A 17,692-nucleotide genomic window follows, 5' to 3' on the forward strand; every position below is an offset into this window, starting at 1 on the left:
AGAATAGCTCGTGGGTAATCTCTTCCATCCTGTTATCAGCGGTCAGGTAGAAGACCGTAAAATAACTCCTCTCGCTTTCTTCTTCTGCTTCTTCGATATGATACTTTACTATAAAATAAGCCTGATTTCTAAACTTTCTTTTGTAATAAGAAATCCTTTTACGGGATTGGCGATCAATACTTTTTAGAAACGAATGCAGGGAATAGGAATTCAGCTTGAAGTAGGAATTTATAAAACTATCCAGCTGCAAGGTTCTGGTAGTAGGTGGCCCCGGCAGCTGGTAGTAAATGACCCTAGTTCCTATTTTATTTCCATCAAAAAACGGGTTGGTCAAGTAAATAAAAAATAACTCCGAATCGCTGAAACCACACTCCCTAAGCGCAGCATTCTCCCGTATCTCTGCATAGGAACCGAACTCCAGGGCCTGGCACCTTTCCTTGTCGATAAGTATGAGAGGACCATAAATTTCAGCATGTGAATTCATAGAATACTTAAAAAGTATTTTCTTACCACAATCAATTGGTAAACTTACAATGCCCCTTGGAGGAGAAGGGATATATATAAGTCCGGGCGGTGCTATCATTCTTTTGGTCTCCAGATAGTTAGCTGCCAACTGAGTACCAAATCTTTTGTCATATATGATGCAACATAAGTAATCTATGTCACACTTCTTTTTCTGGGCATATCCAATTCCGGAACAGAAGAATGGAAGGACAACAATTAAACTAATAACCTTATCTGGTTTCATAATATCTGTATTCATAATATTCCGAAAACTTTTCACTTTCTATCTCCAGCTGTTTCCTATTCCCAACTGGAAATAATGGATGATCCAGATAAGCAAAAACTCCCCAGTTTTCCAAGTAGTATACAACATGAGCCAATTCATGGACTAATACAGACATCAAGGTTAATGGAGGCACTATTCCTATGTAATTTTCAGAATAATTCTTTTGTGCATTCGTTCTATTTTTTGCTGAATCGTGCGAGATTCTAGCAGTATATAGAGAAATATTTATTTCATGTTTTACTGGAAAATATACAGGAATTCCACTTATAGATTCTCCCAAAACTTGTGGCGGAATACTTACTATACCATAATGATTATTTTTACTATCTATAGTACCAGAATGTAAAACTATTCTCTGGCCCCATTGCACAATTCGATTCCTTAGATTTGTAGCTACCGGATTCTTGCTATAGTTAAATTCTTGAAGTAGGTCGGTAAATAGCTTGTAGTACTCCGTTTTCTGCAAGGATGGATGTACGGTGACTAAGTCCAGAAAGGTTCCTGGTTCTCCAGAGGGGGTCTGGTTCTGTATATAGTCTCTAAACTGTGCTCTTCCCAGCTCCAGGGCGCGGGTTCGGGCCTCGCTTGGGGGTTGGTTTTGGGCGATCAGGGTGTAGTCTACTACCATCTCTAGCCAGCGCTGGTCGCGCTTGGGCTGCTGTACGTAGCTGAGGATGTAGAGCTTGTCGGCCAGAAAATGGGCGAACTCGCTGGGGTCGGGCGGGGGGAGGGTTTTGGTTGGTGTGCGTTGCATGGGTGTGTTGCTTAAAGATAACAGAAATTGGGGTACCTAGTCGGGGGGGGGCTAGAGGCAGCGCCGGTATTCGAAACGGTAGCTGAGCACATCGGCCAGCAGCTGGTTCCACAGGCGGGCTGGCTGGGTGCCGGCTAGCAGCAGGTAGCCAAAGCCTTCGGGCTTCCAGTTGTGCAGGCCGCGCTGTACCTGCTCTACCAGGGCAAAGCGGGGGCGGCCTGCCTGGGTGCCCTGGGCGGTGGTGTAGCTGTCGCCCAGGTGCTGCTGGATGAGGTGCAGGCTCAGGCTGCCCTGTGCGGTGACGATACGGCCCCTGGGCTGCTCCCAGCGGAGGGCCTGAAACTCGATAAAGGCGGCGGGCCAGCTGTACACATGGTCTACCGAGCGCTCGGGCTGGCCGTTGTAGTGGTCTACAAATACGCAGCCCAGGCTGTGTAGCTTGGTGCTTAGGGTTCTAAATGCGTGGTCCAGATCTGTAGACTGGGTGTTGGTGTTTGGGTTCGCTTGCATGTTCTTGGGGTTTGGGTGGAATGGAAAAGTGTTTGCGGTGTTGTTTGCGTGTGTTTGTAAAGGAGGTGGCTTGTATTGCAAGTACGTGGCGGCAGGCAGCGGGTGCAAGACATTTTTTTATGAGAGCGGTGGGCGTGCGGCATCCGCGCAGACCGGGCAGTGGCCAGAAGGGCGTGGGGGCTGGGTGCCCCCTGGTGTGCACGGTGGCATCTGCCCGGCTGCGAGCCGGATGCTGCTGCGGCTGGCCTGCTAGCTTTGTGTTTCTCTGCTCAGTATCCGCTCGATGGTGAGCGGTGCCAGGCAGAATTCATCGCTTAGCTGGTTCAGCACGTCGTCTAGCCGCAGGCGGTGCTGCTCGTATAGCTCACGAAAGCGCTCGCAGATTTTTTCGTTTCGGCGCAGGGTCATCTGGCGGCGCTTTTCGTGGTGCGAGGTGGTGGGGTTTGGGGGGATGTTCATTTGGAAAAAAATTTGAATGATGAATAAAATAATTGATAATCAGATTTTTACCTCAAACTGTGTTTCGGTACAGATGCCCAGGCCCAGCTGCTCGAGTGCCAGCCGTGTTGCAGGGTCTTCGAGCAGTACCTTTAGCTGGCTGATGGCGGGCTGCAGCTTCAGTGCCTGCGGAAAGGCGGCGTATACGGCCTGTGGGCTGTACTGGGCGGCCAGTAGGGCGGTGCTGCGCTGCACGTAGCATAGCTTGCCGTGTGGCAGGGTGTAGGTCTGCTGGTGGGCAAACCATTCGGGGTTTCGTGCTGCCAGGGCTTCCAGCAGATTTTGCAGGGCGTTCAGTTCCTGCTCTGCTGTCCGGCGCGCGGCTTTCTGGTATGCGTAGGCCTGCAGGAGCTTGTCGGCGGCCTGTGCATCGGCCTGGAGCTGGGTGGGGGAGGGGTGTTTCATGTGCATGATTGTTGGATGTGTGTTTGATACAGGTGGAATATACAGAATTGAACAAATAAATAGAATTAATCTATAAATAGGCCAGACTCATCGAAAAAAATACAATCCGGGTCGGACAGATTCTCTAGTCCATACAAGGTAGGATCTGAAGCGGATTCGGCAAAGTCTTGCAAAGCCGAAATCATGGCAAATTCCTCGTTATCAGTGTTTTTTGAGCGAAAATTTCGGATGAATTTGCTGGGAGTTGCCTGCGGGTTGAATCTTTCTCCCGGCTTGGCCTGTCTATTTTTTGATTGTTGCATAGCTTTGAATGTTTGCTACAAATCAAAAGACTCAATCTATATCTTGCAAGGCGTATTTCTATGTTCCTTACTGGATAGGTCGGTCTTCGTACCTTTTGCGCCACAAGCCCAACCAAACGATGACAGAAGCCCAACGCCTTCGCCAGGTTCGCAAAGCCCTGGGTATCAGCCAGCAGCAGATAGCCTACACCTTGGGCCTAAAGCAGGGGAGCTACAGTGACGTGGAGCGGGGAAAGGCCAGCATAAGTGCCAGCCTGATGAAGCGCCTGATGGAGTGCTACCGGGTGAACCCCACTTTTTTGCTCACCGGCTCGGGGCCCCTGTTTCTGCAGGCCGAGCTAAGCCCCCTGCACCCGGGCGCACCGCAGCTGCCCAATGTGCCCCTGGTGGGGCACGAGCTGGTGCCAGCATACATGCTGCACCGCCAAGACCCCACGTGGTACCTGGCCCTGCCCTACCTGCACCTGCCAGACCTGGAGCCGGAGGTCCAGCACTATGCCTTTCAGGTACGGCAGGAGGCCATGGCGCCCACCCTGTATCCGGGCGACTATGTGGTGGGCCGGCCCTGTGCTATCCAGGATGTGCAGGACAACCGGGTGTACATCATCTTTGTACGAGATGGTGCCTGGGCCATACGCCGTGTGCTAAACCGCTATGAACGGGATGGCACGCTGATCCTGAAAAGTGATAACAGTGGCCATGCCACCTACCCCATACCCGCCGATGCCGTAGACCACCTGCTGGCCGTGGAGCGGAAGATTAGCGCCAAGCTGCATGGCCCAGAGAATGTGTACGACCGGCTGAATAAGCTGGAGCAGGAGCTGTGGGATCTGAGAAACGAAATGCAAAAGCGCCCCGGCAGCTAGCCCATGGGCAGGCGGGGCGCAAGTATAGAAGGACGGGCATGCGGGTGGTTTCTGGATTTTTATCAAAATAAAAAACTGAAAAAAATACATTTAGTTTTATTTTGCAAAACAAAAACCTTCATATTTGCACACGTGAAACAGAAAACCAAAACGGCCCGAATATCTGTGCGCTGGCAGTGGATACTGAGTGGCCTGCTAGGCACCCTGGCGGCACTGGGCCTGCTGCTGCTGGGCAGCAGCAGCCTGCGCCACAGCATGGGTGCTGCGGTAGGCCAGCTGTGGGCGTATACCTGGGCGCATGCCAGCACAGACTTTTATCTCTTTCTGCTTGCAGGTTTTGCCGCACAGATGGTAGATGGTGCACTGGGCATGGCCTACGGCGTTACGGCTACTACCACGCTGCTCAGCGTAGGTGTGCCCCCTGCCGCTGCCAGTGCCAGTGTGCACAGCAGCGAAATCTTTACCAGTGGGGTAAGTGGCCTTATGCACCTGCGCTTTCGGAATGTGAACACCCGACTTTTCCGTAAGCTATTGGTGCCCGGCATGCTGGGTGCCATACTGGGCGCTTTTTTCATCTCCGAGCTGGAAGCCCTGTTTCAGTATGTAAAGGGCTTTGTTGCCATCTATACCCTACTGCTGGGCGTGCTGATTATCCGCAAGGCCGTTCGGAAGAAGCGTAAGACCAAAAAGTTCAAGCGCGTTCGCCCACTTGCCTTTGTTGGTGGGTTTTTGGATTCTGTAGGGGGCGGCGGCTGGGGTCCGATTGTTACCACCACGCTCATAGCGGGTGGGCGGGCACCCCGCTACACCATAGGTAGTGTAAACCTGGCCGAGTTTTTTGTGGCGGCAGCCAGCTCCGTCGCCTTTGTAACCCTCATCGGGCTTACACATCTCCAGATTATTGCAGGGCTTATCCTGGGCGGCCTTATTGCGGCACCACTCGCTGCCCACCTGAGCCAGCGGCTGCCCATCCGCACCATGATGATTACCGTAGGCTGCGTGGTCATCCTTGTCAGCCTGCGCCTCATCCTGCTGGCTTTCTTATAGGGGGTAGTGGTACCTACGTTTGGCGGGGGCCTGCTGGTACCTGGCTTGCCATTAGCACGCCCATCCAGCTCTGTAGTAGTCGAAATGCCCTTTCGTTCTTGAAAGCCTTCATGTACAGCAGGCAGCCCTCCAGGAGGGCAAGCATCATGGAGGCCATTTCTCGTGCGGGGAGGGTGGCTGCAAGCTCGTTCGTATGCTGCGCATGCTGTATGCGCGCTTCCAGCACATCTTCCACCCGGCTGAACACCTGCTGCAGGGACGCACGGAAAACCGGATAATCGTCTGCCAGCTCCAGGCTAAGGTTGCCCGCCATACATCCCAGAAAAAACTTCAGCGTCTCGGTATAATCTTTCTCTAACTGGATCAGGAAGTTTTGGGTCTGATCCTGGAATGGTACATCCATGTTGCCAAAGGCTTGCCGGAAGCGACCAACAAGCTCCTCGCCGTACCTGTTCAGTACGGCGAGGAAGAACTCATTCTTAGACTCGAAGTAGTTGTAAAAAGACGACTTTTCGATGCCGGAAAGCCTACAGATCTCAGCTATACCCAGTGCGTGATAGCCGCTTCGCCACACAGCCACGTGGCAGTCGGCAATGATTTTATCCCTGCTTGTTTTTGCTTTCATGGCTCTGTACGGGCCTGGCCTTGCCCGTTGTATCTATGCCCGCAATATAGTGCATGGGGCACTTGCCGGATATACCCGTGCCAAGCATGGCAAACACAACAACCAGCACCACAATACCCAGCCCGCCCGCTACGGTACCAAAGGCAAAAAGACTGATACCTGCTGCGGCAATCAGTAGCCGGATAATTCGTTCTGTTTTGCCTACATTCTTGTGGAAAGTAAAGCTGAAGGCCTTGATCGGATTGTGAAGTTTCATAATTATTAGGGAATAAGGATTAAAAAACCAGAACAAGAACGACCGATCGGTCATATTGGTTCATTGCCTTCCTGATTTTTAACCTGCATTCAGGTTTTGGTACTCCGCTACTTGCACCTCGGCCACCGCAGGGGCTAGTGGACTTTGGTTTTCGGGCCATTGTATCTCGTATTCGCCGGTAAAAACCAGGGGAATCCACTGCTGTAGCTGGGGCTGATACAGCTGCACATAGTCGTGAGAAAGGGCTGTTATCAGCTTTTCGTGCAGGGCTTCTGGCAGATAGTCCACCTCCAGTTGGTACAACTTGTCCACCCGCTCCTGTAGCTTGATGCTGATACCATCACTACGCTTGTATACCCGCCGCTCGTGCTGGCTCCGGTAGTTGCGCAGCTGTAGGGGTAGCCGCAGCTGGTTCCAGGCTTCTATCAGCTCGCTGCCATTGGCCGGATCCTGATACACAAAGTCGGCCTGGTCATTGGCACTGCGGTAGCGCAGCAGCTGGTAGGGCAGCGTGCCCGCTACTACCTCAAAGGCACCGCTCACCCAGCCCGTGGATACACCCTGCAGCCGTAGCTGTAGCTGATAGCAGCCAGGCTGTAGTGCGGCAGGTAGCGAAAATGCATAGACACAGTAGCGCCCGGTGGCCGTGCTACCGGTGTAGGAGAATACCCGGCTTTCGCTACGGGCACCGTCTACCTGGTAGATTGTGCGGGCATCTACCTGGTTCAGTGCTGTCTCTACCCCTGTTGCTGCGTTCTTAAGCGAAAAAACCAGGGCCGGATACGTTGCCGTAGTAGCGCTATAGAGATAAAGGGGCACGTATAGCGTGTCTCCCTGCCTAAATTGCAGGGGGGGGAGTGTCTCGGTTACTTCCGCATTCGCAGCGGTGTCTGCCTCTGCCAGGAAATAGCTGGAGCGAAGGACCGGGAGCTCGGTATAGCCGGTAAGCCGGGTTCCGTTGAAAAGATCGAAGTCCGCCAGGCTTGGCGGCAGGGTAGTGCTACTGCCCAGGCCCAGGTACTGGAATTCTCCGTAAGGCTCTGTCCGGAGCTGATTGTTGGTATCGTTGCCTGTCCGGAAAAGGATCAGCCCCCCTACAGCCCGCAAGCCAGGCCACAGGGGGATAAACTCCATGTAGAAGGCCGTTACACTGGTATAGATATTCAGATGGCCGATGGCTACTTGCTGTAAAACCAAATCTGCCTGCAGTTTATATCCGGCTATGTATTCGGGCAGACCGACCCCAAAGCGGGCCAGATTTTCCATCCCATAGCTGGGCCCGAGCAGTAGGTATCGGTTTAGCTGATAGGTGGTAGAATTCGCCTGCCGGTATAGGGCCTGGGCGTTTAGCACCGTGTGGATGGTCTGCAGGGCTCGGTACTCAGCTGGCAGTATCAGCTGGGGCGTATCGGGCACAAAGCGGATGAAACTGTGCCTGGGGCTGTGAACCTGAAATTGGGTGAAGTCGAACATAGGGGGTATATAAGAGTTATGTCAGTTTTGGGCCTTTACCAGTGTCCACTTGGCCATTCCCTGTGCAGGCTCGTACTCCAGGCTGCGCAGGTACCAGCGGCCGTTGGCCAGCTCGCTATCTTGTATTTGGATGGGGCTGTAGCGGTCCTCCTTCAGCTGCAGATACTGTTCCCAGCTGAGGGGGTAGCTAAAGCGTAATTCCAGGGGCTGATAATACCGCCGAAGGCTCGGGCCAAAGTAAGTGCGCTGGTAGCTACGGTCTGGTGCGGGGAAGTTCTCGAAGGAGTCTTGCAGGGTGCCATCCAGCAGGGCATAGCCCTCGCGGTTGTTGCCCTCGTAGTAGCTCTGTCGGATGGTATTGATGGCCTGGCCCGCCCACAGGATGGGTGCCCAGCGTTTCAGATTTCGCTGGGGTGCCAGGCGGAGGTTCAGCGAGCGGGTGCCGTCCAGCAGGTTGCCATTGGGGTCCGTACTCAGGCTCACAAAGGATTCGGTCCGTTCAGACTGGGCAGGCCCGTTGTACGTCTGTCCATCGGCGTGCGTACCGCTCCGGCGCGAGGTGCAGATGAAGAAACGGTCGGCATCATAGGCGGTGTCTGTGCTCGCATTTTTGTTGCCCTCTATGCGTCGCACTTTTTCTATCACATACCCGCTTGTTATAAACTTGCAGCGTATGTCCAGCTGGTTGCTGCTGTACTGCAGGTCGGCCTGGTACTCGCGCTTCGTGTTGAATTCCTCCAGGCCATTCACGCCCTCCACGTCCGCTTTTTCATAGCCCGCCAGTATGCGCGTATAGTGCTCTCGTTCCAGCACCCTCAGCTCATAGTCCTTTATTGCGGCCAGGCTGAGCACGTGTGGACCGGTTTTATAGAAATAGGACTTTTTCTCTACCCGCAGCACCTGCTCCAGCCTGCCCTGCAGCAGGCTGGGTACAGGCTGGCCTGCGGGGCGGGGCTGTAGCTCCCAGCCTATGTTGTAGCAGGCGTTTAGGGCATCTAGCAGCTCCTCCAGGCTCATGTGCAGGGGCGTGGGCACGGTGGTGCCAAACTGGTCTGTCTTCTGCTCGATGCCCCGTAGCAGCAGTCCGTTGGTAACGAACAGGTTGTATCCGGCTCCATCCTGGCCCGATTCTGGCGCGAAGGGCTGGCTGCCCGCTGTGTAGGGCGAGGCCGGGTCTGTACCAAACAAATCACTCCAGGCGGTTACCCGGGCATCTGTAATCTGCTCCGTAAGGCGGGCCAGTGCCTCGTTTGCCAGGAAACCCCGCACCAGGGTGTTTCTATACGCATTGCTGTTGCGTATTTCCACGCGGAAAGCTTCCAGGAAAAACTGCACCTGTTGCCCCTGTCTCAGCACCGTATTCTGCGGGATGGGGGGCAGGGGTGGGGCGGGCAGGTAGTCTCCGAAGCCAAAGTGCAGATAGAAATACTCCAGGCTACTGACACTACCCGTGTTGTGCACAAAACTCAGGTCGAAGGTCTCTGTGCGAACCGTAGCAGTGGGCTCTCCATCGCTGGCAATGGGTGCCCCCTGCCATAGCCTGGTGCCCCCCGTGCCCTGCCCTGGCTCCGGGCTTTTTTTGAAGCGCACCACCGGATAGGCGGCCCAGCTGGCCAGGCCCCCGGGGCTGCTAATGGTTACCCGGAAGCGAATCCGGATCCGTAGCTGTAGGTTCTCGTAGCTGCCCACAGCCTGAAAGAAAGGGCTCAGGTTATTGGTGGGCCAGCCTCCGCCCCCCGTTATGCCAATAAGCGTACTGCCGAAACTGCCAGGTGTCTGGTTGCCGTAGTCTACAGGCAGCAGGCCCCTTAGTTCATCGGTCTCGAAGCTGTTGCTATTGTACACCGGGTCCATCAGCCAGTGCGCGCCGGAGAAGTCTCCATTCTGCACGGGCACATTCTGGTAGGCATAGGCTCCGGCACCGGTGTACTGGGCTATAGATTGCTCAATCAGTGGCTTCGGCAGTATCTCCAGCTGATAGTCCGCATAGTGGTATGTGGGTAGGCTGCTGCCATCCATGCTTTTGGCCGTCCGTAGGTCCACCTGTGCGTCCATTCGGCTCAGCAGCTGCTGGTAGTTGCCTTCCTGTTCAATGTTGGCATCGTACAGGGCCAGTCCGTCTTCGTACGTGTACCGCCCGTCGCCCAGGTTTACACGCCCGGTCAGAAATGTTTGCCAGCCCGCCTTGGGCTGTGCCGTCGGGATACGCCGCGTAGCGGGCTGATCCTGATAGCCCTGCGCATAGGGCTGGCTGGCAGCATGCTCTATGCGGCACCGCACCGGCTCATCTATGCCCTGGCTTAGGCCAAGCTGGTAGAGAAAGGTGGCCGCCTGCCCAATGAACTTGAGCGGCAGGCTGTATTCGGCCTGGATGCTGTGCCACTTAGGGTCGCGTTTCAGCTGGATGCTGGCTTCGTCCCAGCCAATGGGCTCCTCTACCACCAGCCAGTTTCCGCCATTCAGGCTTGCGTGCTGCAAACTAAATCTCCAGATCATAATTATATTGCTGACAAACAGGTTTTTATGTTCTATGACTTATAGCGTTGGTTTAGGTATTCTGTGCGCTGCACCTGGCTCTGCTCATACAGCCGGAAGCCCCTGGCATCCAGGTTCACCTGCACCTGCCGCAGTTTTCCCAGCTCTTTTTTCAGCCCTTGTATTTCTGCAGAGAAGGTTTTGCTGATGCGGGCACCGCTGTCTGTATACTCGTGGCCCGGCACGTGTGGGCTGAGGGCTCGTCCGTCATTTATTGCTTCCAGCAGGGGCAGATGGGCAGCCACCCGCTCTTTGCGCACCAGGTATTCGCCCCCCTCTGCCTCTATGGGGATGCCCCCTGCACTGTGGGCGGGCCCGCGCAGCACACCTGCCAGCTGGCTGGCCTCTACCAGGCCACCCGTGCGAAACTGCGGGAGCGGCTGGGCAGCAATGGCAGCTATCTGGGCCCCACCGGTAGCGCTGGCAAATGCAATGGCCGGGATATTGGCCGGAAAGGGTGCCGAGGCTACCGCCTTGGCTATGGCAGCGGCGGTGTCTACCGTAGCGCTGAAGAGATTGAGCTGCTTGGTGCGCCGGGCGGCAGCGGCCTCTACCTGGCGCTGTGCCTGCTCGGTACGCTGCACGGCAGCCTGCTCTTGCTGTAGCTGGGCCTCTTTCAGGCTAATCTCTTGCTGCAGATTTTCTTGGCGCATGCCCGATGCACTGGCCTCAGCCTCCTGTAGCAGGGCTATCTGTGCCAGGGTAGCCTCCACCTGCTCCTGCTGCTGCTCCATCTGCCTGCCCAGGCGGGCTTGATCCCTGGCCGTAGTGGCACTCAGGATGCCCCCTACCGAGGCACCGATGCCCTGGTAGTAGGCCACCAGGGTATCGGCCTGCCGGATCAGGCTTTTGCCTGTCATCTCGGCCTCCAGGCGGGCGGTGCGGCCCAGGTTTTTCAGGCCTGCCTCCACCCGGGTGGCCTGCAGGGCGGCACCCAGGCCCGCTATTCCCCTGGTAGTTTGGGCTGCAGATTGTGAGAAAGACCTTTGGGTCTTCTCCAGTTCGGCATATACCTTTTTGGCCTCGGCCAGCGCACTGGCCTGGGCCTGGCTCAGCTCAGGATAGGCTTCGGTTTGCGGATTCATGTTTTTGGGTTGTTTGTAGGGTTTCGAGTAGCAGCAGATAGTCGTACCAGCCCATGCGCCTTAGGGCTGCAATGCCCTCAGGGCGGTAGCCTCCTGCCTGATAGAGCTGTACCAGGCGGCGGTCTTCTGCTGTGCGTAGAGTAGCGTGCAGAGCTGAGACAGCTGGCTCAGTTTTATTTTTCGCTGGGCCTCGGAATAGGGCTTCAAATCGATGCCGGCATCCGTCAAGGGCCCTAAGTAGTGCTCCAGACCCAGCAGTGAGAAAAAACGCCTGAGCTGCTCGGCCTCCCGGTCCGCCAGGCGCCAGGCCTGTATCTTGCTGTAGGCATAGGCCGCATCGTAGCCGTAGGGGTTCTCGCTTTCGTCAAAGAATACCACGGCTGCCAGGCGGTACACCAGGTCTACATCAAAGGGCCAGCTTAGCCGCTCCTCCAGCGCATTCAGCCATTTGTAGGCCTCTCCGGTTTTGCGCTTGTCCAGCTGCTCCTTTACGGCTGCCAGGGTGGCCTGCACATAGCCGGCATCTACCCGCAGCCGGTCTTCCTCTATCAGGCCTACGGCCACCTGCATGCGTTCCCAGGGCAGGTTGTATTCGTTGGCAAACTTGTAGTAGGTTTTGCCCTGCCACTCAAAAGCCTGTACCACCTGGTGGCCCGGATCCAGCACCGCCCGGAATGGTTCCGGACGGTGTGTGGCTCCTGATCGGCGGCGTATATACCGTAGCATGGCCTAGCTTACTGTGAGGTTGAGAGAGAATGAAGCCGGGGTATAGTTGCTACCCGATTCCAGCTCGAAGTGGAATGTGTAGGTACCGGCGGGCATTACTAGCTGATTCTTTCGGAATGCGGTATAGAGCAGGTCGGGCAGATTCGGCTCTACCTCGGCCGAGAAGATCTCGAAGGTGTTGAGCACCTCGGTGCTGGTGGTGCCATTGTTGTATATTACCGAGACCAGGTCAATAGTCAGGCTGGTTGCAGGCGGCGGGTTGTAGGTAAAAAGGAAAGAGACATCGGAGTCTTCGTTATTGACTATCTCGAAACCGATGGTGTTCTCCTGCTCTTCTTCATCCGCACACACCAGCAGGGCCTCGGGCAGCCAGTAGTGCTGTGGGTGGCTGGTGGTACTCCACTTGAAGGTGTATATGTAGCGCAGCTCACTGTTGTATTCTCGTTCCACGGGCATGGTTACAGCTATGCCACAGGTAGCGTGGGTATTCCAGATCAGGCGCTCGGTGGCAAACCACAGCACGTGCCGCTGGCTGCGCAGGGCAGCATCGGCAAAGGCTCGGTTGCCCACCACATTCAGGTCTTCCACGGTGGCGCTGTGGTCCATGCCGGTAATGCGGGTGAGGGTGCCCCCATAGCCCTGGCTTTCATTGGGCGTGCCCCCGTCGTACTCGCCCAGCACATTGGCCAGGATGATGATCTTCCCGGCCGTATTGGCCGCCTGCCAGGCGGCTAGCTGGGCCGTGGCACTGTCTCCGGCCGCATTCAGGGCGCTCACCAGGGTGGGCTGGTAGTACTTGTCTACCAGGATTACGTTGCGAATGCCGCCGTGCTCGCTGCCAGGGCAGCACTGCCTTAGGTAGCTCAGGTCTGTAGCACAGCTGGTGGGATGAAAAGAAGGAAGGTTGTTCATAGGTATTTGCGAATGGAAAAAGTGAAACCAAGTACAAGAAGAAGGGCCCAAAAGGCGATGCCACTGTAGTGCCAGAAGCCCCGCCTGGCCCTAGCCCGGGTGTGAGTGGTATACTCGCGCACCACCTTGGGCACCCGGATGGTATCGGGCACGCAGGCTGCCTGCACCCGTACGAGCTGTAGCGCCGCCGTGCCCGCTGCCTGGCTGGGTAGCCATACGGGCTGCAGGCGCAGGCGCAGGCGGCCCGTGTCTTTCACGTAGGGGCGGGTGGGTAGCCAGGCTGCATGTAGCTGAGCTCCTGGGCTAACTACCAGGGTATCTCGCACCTCGCGCAGGGTAGTGGTGCCCAGCTCGCTGCAGGGGCTACAGGCCGCTAGTAGGCCCAGTAGCGGCAGTAGGGTAAGCAGCACACAGGGTTTACTCATGGCTAGGGGGATTTTTGTAGGTGTCTATCTTTTTGTACATCAGGTGGGCTAGCCGGGGGTCTATCCAGCCCAGCAGGCTCAGGTTTTTCAGCAGGCTGAGCAGCAGGATAACCACCATGGGGAAGAGCACCGCCTCGGGCAGCCAGCCAAACACGCGCTCTTTCTGCCCCAGGTTGTGCGCCACGCTAAGCAGAAAGGTATAGCTGACGAGCTTCCAGATGGAGCGCAGTGCCTTGCGGGTTTCGAAACGGCCCTGACGCCAGGCAAAGGTGGCACCGGTGCAGAAATCGGCCACTACTATGACAAACACCAGGTAATAGGTGAGGCTGGGGCTCCATACGTACAGGTGTACGTGGTGGTCCAGCCAGTGCCAGCCGAAGGCCAGGCCGAGGCTAGCCAGGTTGGCAGCCAGCCAATACTTGAAGCGAAGGCCGAGTCCGGCCATTTGTTCCACATCATGCCACATGCAGGTAGGGGAAAATGGTGTGCGTAAGGGTAGAGATGAGGGTACGATGGTGGGCTGCATAGGCAGCCATATCGGCGGCATTTGTCAGGAAACATACTTCCCACAGCACATTATGGCAGTTTGGCCGCATAATGGCTAGCCGGCCATGGTGGCTCTGGGCCTCGGTTTTCGGCAGGCCGCCGTTGTAGTGGTGCCGGTTGGGTATCTGCATGCACTGCGCTGCGGCTTTGGCAATCTCGTTGGCCAGGTTTACCTCGGTGCGGCTGGCAGCTAGTGGCACCAGGCACTCGGTACCGGTGGCCCTGGGCGATGCCGCGTTAAAGTGCAGGTCCAGCAGGATGTCATTCGGCCGGCACTGCTGTGCTATCTTCTGCACATCGGTTGCCAGGTCGTCGGCATCGTCGTCCACCAGCACCACCACGCCCCGGGCCTTCAGTGCCTGGGCCAGGTCATTCCGCAGGGCTATGGTCAGTTCGTTTTCTTTCAGGCCGTTGGCCACTGCTCCGGGGTCATCCCGGTGGTGGCCGGCGCGCAGGAAGAGCCGGGCTGGTATTTGCAGGTTCCGGCCCATCTCCTCGAATAGGGGATCCAGGTTCATGTAACAGGCGTGTTTGTTTTTGTTTGTTTGCAAAGGGGTAGCCCCGCAGGTGCCCCCGGTAGGCCGGGGGCATTTCTGCGAAGCCTGAAAAGGCTATCGGGCAGTAGGCCCAGCTAGCCAGCTAGGCAGTGGCGGTAATGATGGACCCAATCCCCTTGTTGCGGATGGGTAGTGCCAAAAAGCGCTGCTGGAAGCCGATGATGTCGCCCCGGGCATCGGGGTCGCGCAGGCGCTCAAACATATCCAGGCTGCCTACGGCTTTCATCACCTCCTCGCGCTGAAAGGCTATGGCACGCGTAAAGCGGTCTCCGGCGGTGAACACGTCGCCAAAGGCTTTCTTGCTGCCCGCGCTGTTGTACAGCGGCAGCTGCTCGTAGCTGTACACCCGGAAGCCATACAGCGCACCCGGCGCCCCCCCATCGGCATGGTTCATCATCTGGTTGAAGAGTACGCGATCTTCATTCCGCAGCTGCTCCATGGCGGTGCTATCCAGCACCAGCACGCGTCCCGCCTGAGTTAGCCGCATGGCATCAAAGCGCTGCGCCATCCGGGCAATGTCTGCATAGCTGAGCAAGCGATGGCCCCCGCTGAGTGCCCCAGTGGTGCTTACCACCGGCGTGTGTGTGCCATTGGTGCCCGGTGCATAGGCATGGGCGGCCTCATTGTACTGGCGCTGTAGCAGGGCCTGCTTGTGGCCATAGAGGATGCTGCTCATTTTGTCATAGCTCAGCTCGGCCTGCTCGGCATTGCGCACAATGGTGCTCTCCGTGTCATAGTACGCCAGGGTGAGGGTGATGCCAACGTCTGCCCGGGTGCTGGCCGGCACCGGATAGGTCGTGTTGTTCTTCAGCACGTTGGGGCTTACGCCTGCCTCTGCCAGGTTGATCACGTCATTCTGTACAAAGGCACTCAGGTCCAGTGCTTCGTTCAGAAAGGTGAAATCGGGGTAAAACTGCTCCTTGATTAGGGACAGCCATACTTCTTTGTTCAGTCCTGCCATGTTTGTTTGTTTTGGGGTTTATGATTGAAAACTAGAAAGACAGAGGGGGGAGGGTACTTAGGTGTGCTGCACGCGCATGCGGGCCAGCAGGGCCTCAAAGCGCTGGGGCTCGTGGCACTTCATTTCGGCCAGGCCAGCCGGGTCCTTGCGTGCCCAGTCCAGGTACTGCCAGCCGCTGCGCCCCTCATCGGCCTGTGCCAGGCGAATAATCTGGCTGGGGCGCTTCACTGGGCTGGCAGGGGTAGTGGTACGGCTGCCTGATGGGGCTTTGGGATAAAAGGCGGCCATCTGTAGCTCCAGCACCTCGTCTACAAAGCCCAGCTCCTGCGCGCGCCGGGCGGGCAGCCAGCGCTCAGCACGCAGCAGTGCCAGCATGTTGGCCTCGGGCATGCCCGTGCGCTGCACATACAGCTGCACAAACTGGCGCTCCATTTCCTCGCTTATGCGGGCGGCATCTGCCAGTTGGTCGCTTCGGCCGGTGGCCGTGGTGGTGGGCAGGTGCACCATCCACTCGGCCAGGCCGTCCATTACAATGCGCTGGCAGCTGAGGGCAATCAGCGTGGCCATGCTGGCACAGCTGCCCACTATGTAGGCAGTCTTTGGTGCCGGGTGGCTGCGTAGCAGGTGGGCAATGGCATTGCCCACGGGTACACTGCCCCCCGCACTGTTGATGAACACTTCTATCTGCTCGGCATCGGGCAGGGCCTCCAGCTGCTGGAGCACCTGCTGTTCGGTTACGTCCTCGCCTATATACCCCGTAAGGTGCAGGCGAATCGTTCCGGCTTGTTGGCTAATCTGTAGCGGCGTAAACATGCTACAAAGGAAAAGCCTCCGATTGTAAAATAAAAATTACATAAACTAATGATGTATAACTACTTACATCTTTAATCTGTATTATGACTATTTAAGTTTTTTCATGAAAAATCTAGCTGAGTACCACATATAGCCCGCGGCTGAGCACTGTTTTTGCCCCCTCTTGCACCTGCAGCATGGTAGGCCGTAGGGTGAGCAGTACGGTATTTTTCACGGCCTTGCTGTATACAGGCTGGGCTTCTGCTTGTTTCAGGATGCTGGCATTTTGTACGCCTGGCAGTATGTTTTCCTCCTCCAGGCGAAATCGGTCGAGTGGCAGGTTTTCGGCATAAAAGTCTGAGAAGCCCATCCGGCCCACCATCTGGTCTTCGGCCACCATGCCCAGGGTCTGCACCCTGTCCAGCAGTGCTGGATAAAGCTCGGGCAGCTGTGCATACACCGCCTGCACCAGCTGGGCCAGTTTGCGCGTGTTGGGCTGGGTGGCCCCGGCCTCGGCCTGCAGCAGGTTCTGTATTAGTTCTTGCCAGGCGGCATCGTTGCCCAGCCGGGCTACGGCGGCCTGCACCTGCCCCAGCAGGGTATCTGGCCCGGCTGGCGGAGATACGGGCTCTATGGCGGGTGGGAGGGCATCGCCTGGGGTGGGGGTGGGGTGAGCGGGCTGCTGGGGTGGGGGCACTGGTGCCGCAGGCTTCCCGGCAGCCAGCCGGGCCTCTAGCTGTACCAGTCGCTGCTCCAGGGCCAGCTGGCTGGGTGCCACGGCCTTGGCCTGCACCTGCTCTCGCAGTGCTTTCAGCTCCTCTTCCACTTTCCCAATGAATTCTACGGTATTATTCTCCAGGCGCTCCCAGCGTCTCTTCAGGTCTTCCTGCACCACCTGGGTATACGCCTGGGGGTCTTGTTGGCCAAAGTCTAGCTGCCCTAGCCTGCGTTCCAGTTCCGCCACATGGTTTTTTACCTTCGTCAGCCGCCTGCGGTACAGCCCGGCCAGGATGAACCCAAAGGCCACCACCGCTATCAGGTATACAGCGAACAAAACGTATACCAGTGTTTTTTCTAGCTGTCGCGTGCCGGTGTCCTTCACCTCCAGGGCTGGCTGTGGTGCTGTTTCTACTGGGGCAGGGGCCTCTGCCGATTCCACCTCCTCGGGCGTGGCTACATTGTCCAGTGCTTGCTCATCTGGCAGGCTGGGCAGCAGGCGCAGCACGCCCTCCAGGGCGGCTACAGCCTGCCTGGCGTGCTGGGTGGGATACCTTTTTGCCTCCTTTAGCGCACTTTGCACGGCAGGTTTTAGCTCGGTCTTTTGCAGTCCTCCGGCCTGATAGTTCTGCAGGGCTGCCGTTACCCCCCCCAGGCTGGTGGCCAGCCGGGTGGCCCCCTTGTTAGCCGGGTCGGCCTGGCGGGCAGCTGCATAGTGGGCCTCTACCGTTTCCAGCTCTGTCAGGTAGGTTTTCAGCTGCTCATCTTGTTGTTGGGCCCGGGTGGTGGTGCCCACAGCACAGAGTGCTATAAGCAGGACAAGGCATTGTTTCATGCCACCAAACTACAGAAACGACCGTAAAGGCAATAAACAGCTACCAGCCACTTATACACACCACTTGCTACTCAG

21 protein-coding genes are annotated in these 17,692 nt (G+C 56.7%); 2 read left to right on the forward strand and 19 right to left on the reverse strand.

Going from position 1 to position 17,692, the window contains the following annotated elements:
* The 6 genes from LW884_06930 to LW884_06955 form a co-directional block, all read right to left on the reverse strand.
* Window positions 1-748, reverse strand: a 748-nt coding sequence (locus tag LW884_06930) for a hypothetical protein (protein ID MCE3008060.1), incomplete at its 3' end; no start/stop codon positions are given.
* Entirely contained in the window at window positions 735-1,544 is an 810-nt protein-coding gene (locus tag LW884_06935) for a hypothetical protein (GenBank protein ID MCE3008061.1), read from the reverse strand. The genes LW884_06935 and LW884_06930, both read right to left, overlap by 14 nt.
* Window positions 1,545-1,595: 51 nt before the next feature.
* Entirely contained in the window at window positions 1,596-2,054 is a 459-nt protein-coding gene (locus LW884_06940; GenBank protein ID MCE3008062.1) for a hypothetical protein, read from the reverse strand.
* Window positions 2,055-2,303: 249 nt separating this feature from the next.
* Complete coding sequence (locus LW884_06945; GenBank protein MCE3008063.1) at window positions 2,304-2,513, reverse strand: hypothetical protein; 210 nt, start codon at window positions 2,511-2,513, stop codon at window positions 2,304-2,306.
* 39 nt (window positions 2,514-2,552) lie between these two features.
* Window positions 2,553-2,957, reverse strand: coding sequence for a hypothetical protein (locus tag LW884_06950; GenBank protein MCE3008064.1), 405 nt, complete (start codon window positions 2,955-2,957; stop codon window positions 2,553-2,555).
* A gap of 65 nt (window positions 2,958-3,022) precedes the next feature.
* Complete coding sequence (locus LW884_06955) at window positions 3,023-3,259, reverse strand: hypothetical protein (GenBank protein MCE3008065.1); 237 nt, start codon at window positions 3,257-3,259, stop codon at window positions 3,023-3,025.
* Window positions 3,260-3,378: 119 nt separating this feature from the next.
* On the opposite strand from LW884_06955, the gene LW884_06960 reads away from it, so the two are divergent.
* The gene (locus LW884_06960; protein MCE3008066.1) at window positions 3,379-4,125 is read left to right on the forward strand and encodes a LexA family transcriptional regulator; all 747 of its coding nucleotides are present in this window, start codon (window positions 3,379-3,381) and stop codon (window positions 4,123-4,125) included.
* A 132-nt stretch (window positions 4,126-4,257) separates the two neighbouring features.
* On the forward strand, window positions 4,258-5,172 hold the full coding sequence (locus LW884_06965; protein ID MCE3008067.1) for a sulfite exporter TauE/SafE family protein: 915 nt from the start codon (window positions 4,258-4,260) through the stop codon (window positions 5,170-5,172).
* Between the two features lie 13 nt (window positions 5,173-5,185).
* On the opposite strand, the gene LW884_06970 is transcribed toward LW884_06965, so the two are convergent.
* The 13 genes from LW884_06970 to LW884_07030 form a co-directional block, all read right to left on the reverse strand.
* Window positions 5,186-5,797, reverse strand: coding sequence for a TetR/AcrR family transcriptional regulator (locus LW884_06970; GenBank protein ID MCE3008068.1), 612 nt, complete (start codon window positions 5,795-5,797; stop codon window positions 5,186-5,188).
* Window positions 5,772-6,053 carry a DUF2892 domain-containing protein gene (locus LW884_06975; protein ID MCE3008069.1) on the reverse strand — a complete coding sequence of 94 codons (282 nt, stop codon included), beginning with the start codon at window positions 6,051-6,053 and terminating at the stop codon, window positions 5,772-5,774. Before LW884_06975 ends, LW884_06970 begins: the two co-directional genes overlap by 26 nt.
* A gap of 78 nt (window positions 6,054-6,131) precedes the next feature.
* Window positions 6,132-7,526, reverse strand: coding sequence for a hypothetical protein (locus LW884_06980; protein MCE3008070.1), 1,395 nt, complete (start codon window positions 7,524-7,526; stop codon window positions 6,132-6,134).
* A 21-nt stretch (window positions 7,527-7,547) separates the two neighbouring features.
* Window positions 7,548-10,022 (reverse strand): hypothetical protein, encoded by a 2,475-nt coding sequence (locus tag LW884_06985; protein MCE3008071.1) that lies wholly within the window; start codon window positions 10,020-10,022, stop codon window positions 7,548-7,550.
* A 32-nt stretch (window positions 10,023-10,054) separates the two neighbouring features.
* Window positions 10,055-11,146 (reverse strand): hypothetical protein, encoded by a 1,092-nt coding sequence (locus LW884_06990; protein MCE3008072.1) that lies wholly within the window; start codon window positions 11,144-11,146, stop codon window positions 10,055-10,057.
* A gap of 60 nt (window positions 11,147-11,206) precedes the next feature.
* Complete coding sequence (locus LW884_06995) at window positions 11,207-11,872, reverse strand: hypothetical protein (GenBank protein ID MCE3008073.1); 666 nt, start codon at window positions 11,870-11,872, stop codon at window positions 11,207-11,209.
* A gap of 3 nt (window positions 11,873-11,875) precedes the next feature.
* Window positions 11,876-12,784 (reverse strand): hypothetical protein, encoded by a 909-nt coding sequence (locus tag LW884_07000; protein ID MCE3008074.1) that lies wholly within the window; start codon window positions 12,782-12,784, stop codon window positions 11,876-11,878.
* Window positions 12,781-13,209: a hypothetical protein gene (locus LW884_07005; GenBank protein MCE3008075.1), complete on the reverse strand. Its 429-nt coding sequence runs from the start codon at window positions 13,207-13,209 to the stop codon at window positions 12,781-12,783. The genes LW884_07000 and LW884_07005 overlap by 4 nt, the downstream gene beginning before the upstream one ends.
* Window positions 13,202-13,654, reverse strand: coding sequence for a phage holin family protein (locus tag LW884_07010; GenBank protein MCE3008076.1), 453 nt, complete (start codon window positions 13,652-13,654; stop codon window positions 13,202-13,204). The genes LW884_07005 and LW884_07010 overlap by 8 nt, the downstream gene beginning before the upstream one ends.
* 10 nt (window positions 13,655-13,664) lie before the next feature.
* A complete protein-coding gene (locus tag LW884_07015; protein ID MCE3008077.1) occupies window positions 13,665-14,273 on the reverse strand; it encodes an N-acetylmuramoyl-L-alanine amidase in 609 nt (202 codons plus the stop codon).
* A 121-nt stretch (window positions 14,274-14,394) separates the two neighbouring features.
* Window positions 14,395-15,273, reverse strand: a complete 879-nt coding sequence (locus tag LW884_07020; protein ID MCE3008078.1) for a hypothetical protein — start codon at window positions 15,271-15,273, stop codon at window positions 14,395-14,397.
* Window positions 15,274-15,330: 57 nt separating this feature from the next.
* Complete coding sequence (locus tag LW884_07025; protein MCE3008079.1) at window positions 15,331-16,086, reverse strand: Clp protease ClpP; 756 nt, start codon at window positions 16,084-16,086, stop codon at window positions 15,331-15,333.
* Between the two features lie 112 nt (window positions 16,087-16,198).
* Complete coding sequence (locus LW884_07030; protein MCE3008080.1) at window positions 16,199-17,617, reverse strand: hypothetical protein; 1,419 nt, start codon at window positions 17,615-17,617, stop codon at window positions 16,199-16,201.
* Window positions 17,618-17,692 lie beyond the last annotated feature (75 nt).

It is taken from the genome of Bacteroidota bacterium (assembly GCA_021300195.1).
GTDB lineage: Bacteria > Bacteroidota > Bacteroidia > J057 > JAJTIE01 > JAJTIE01.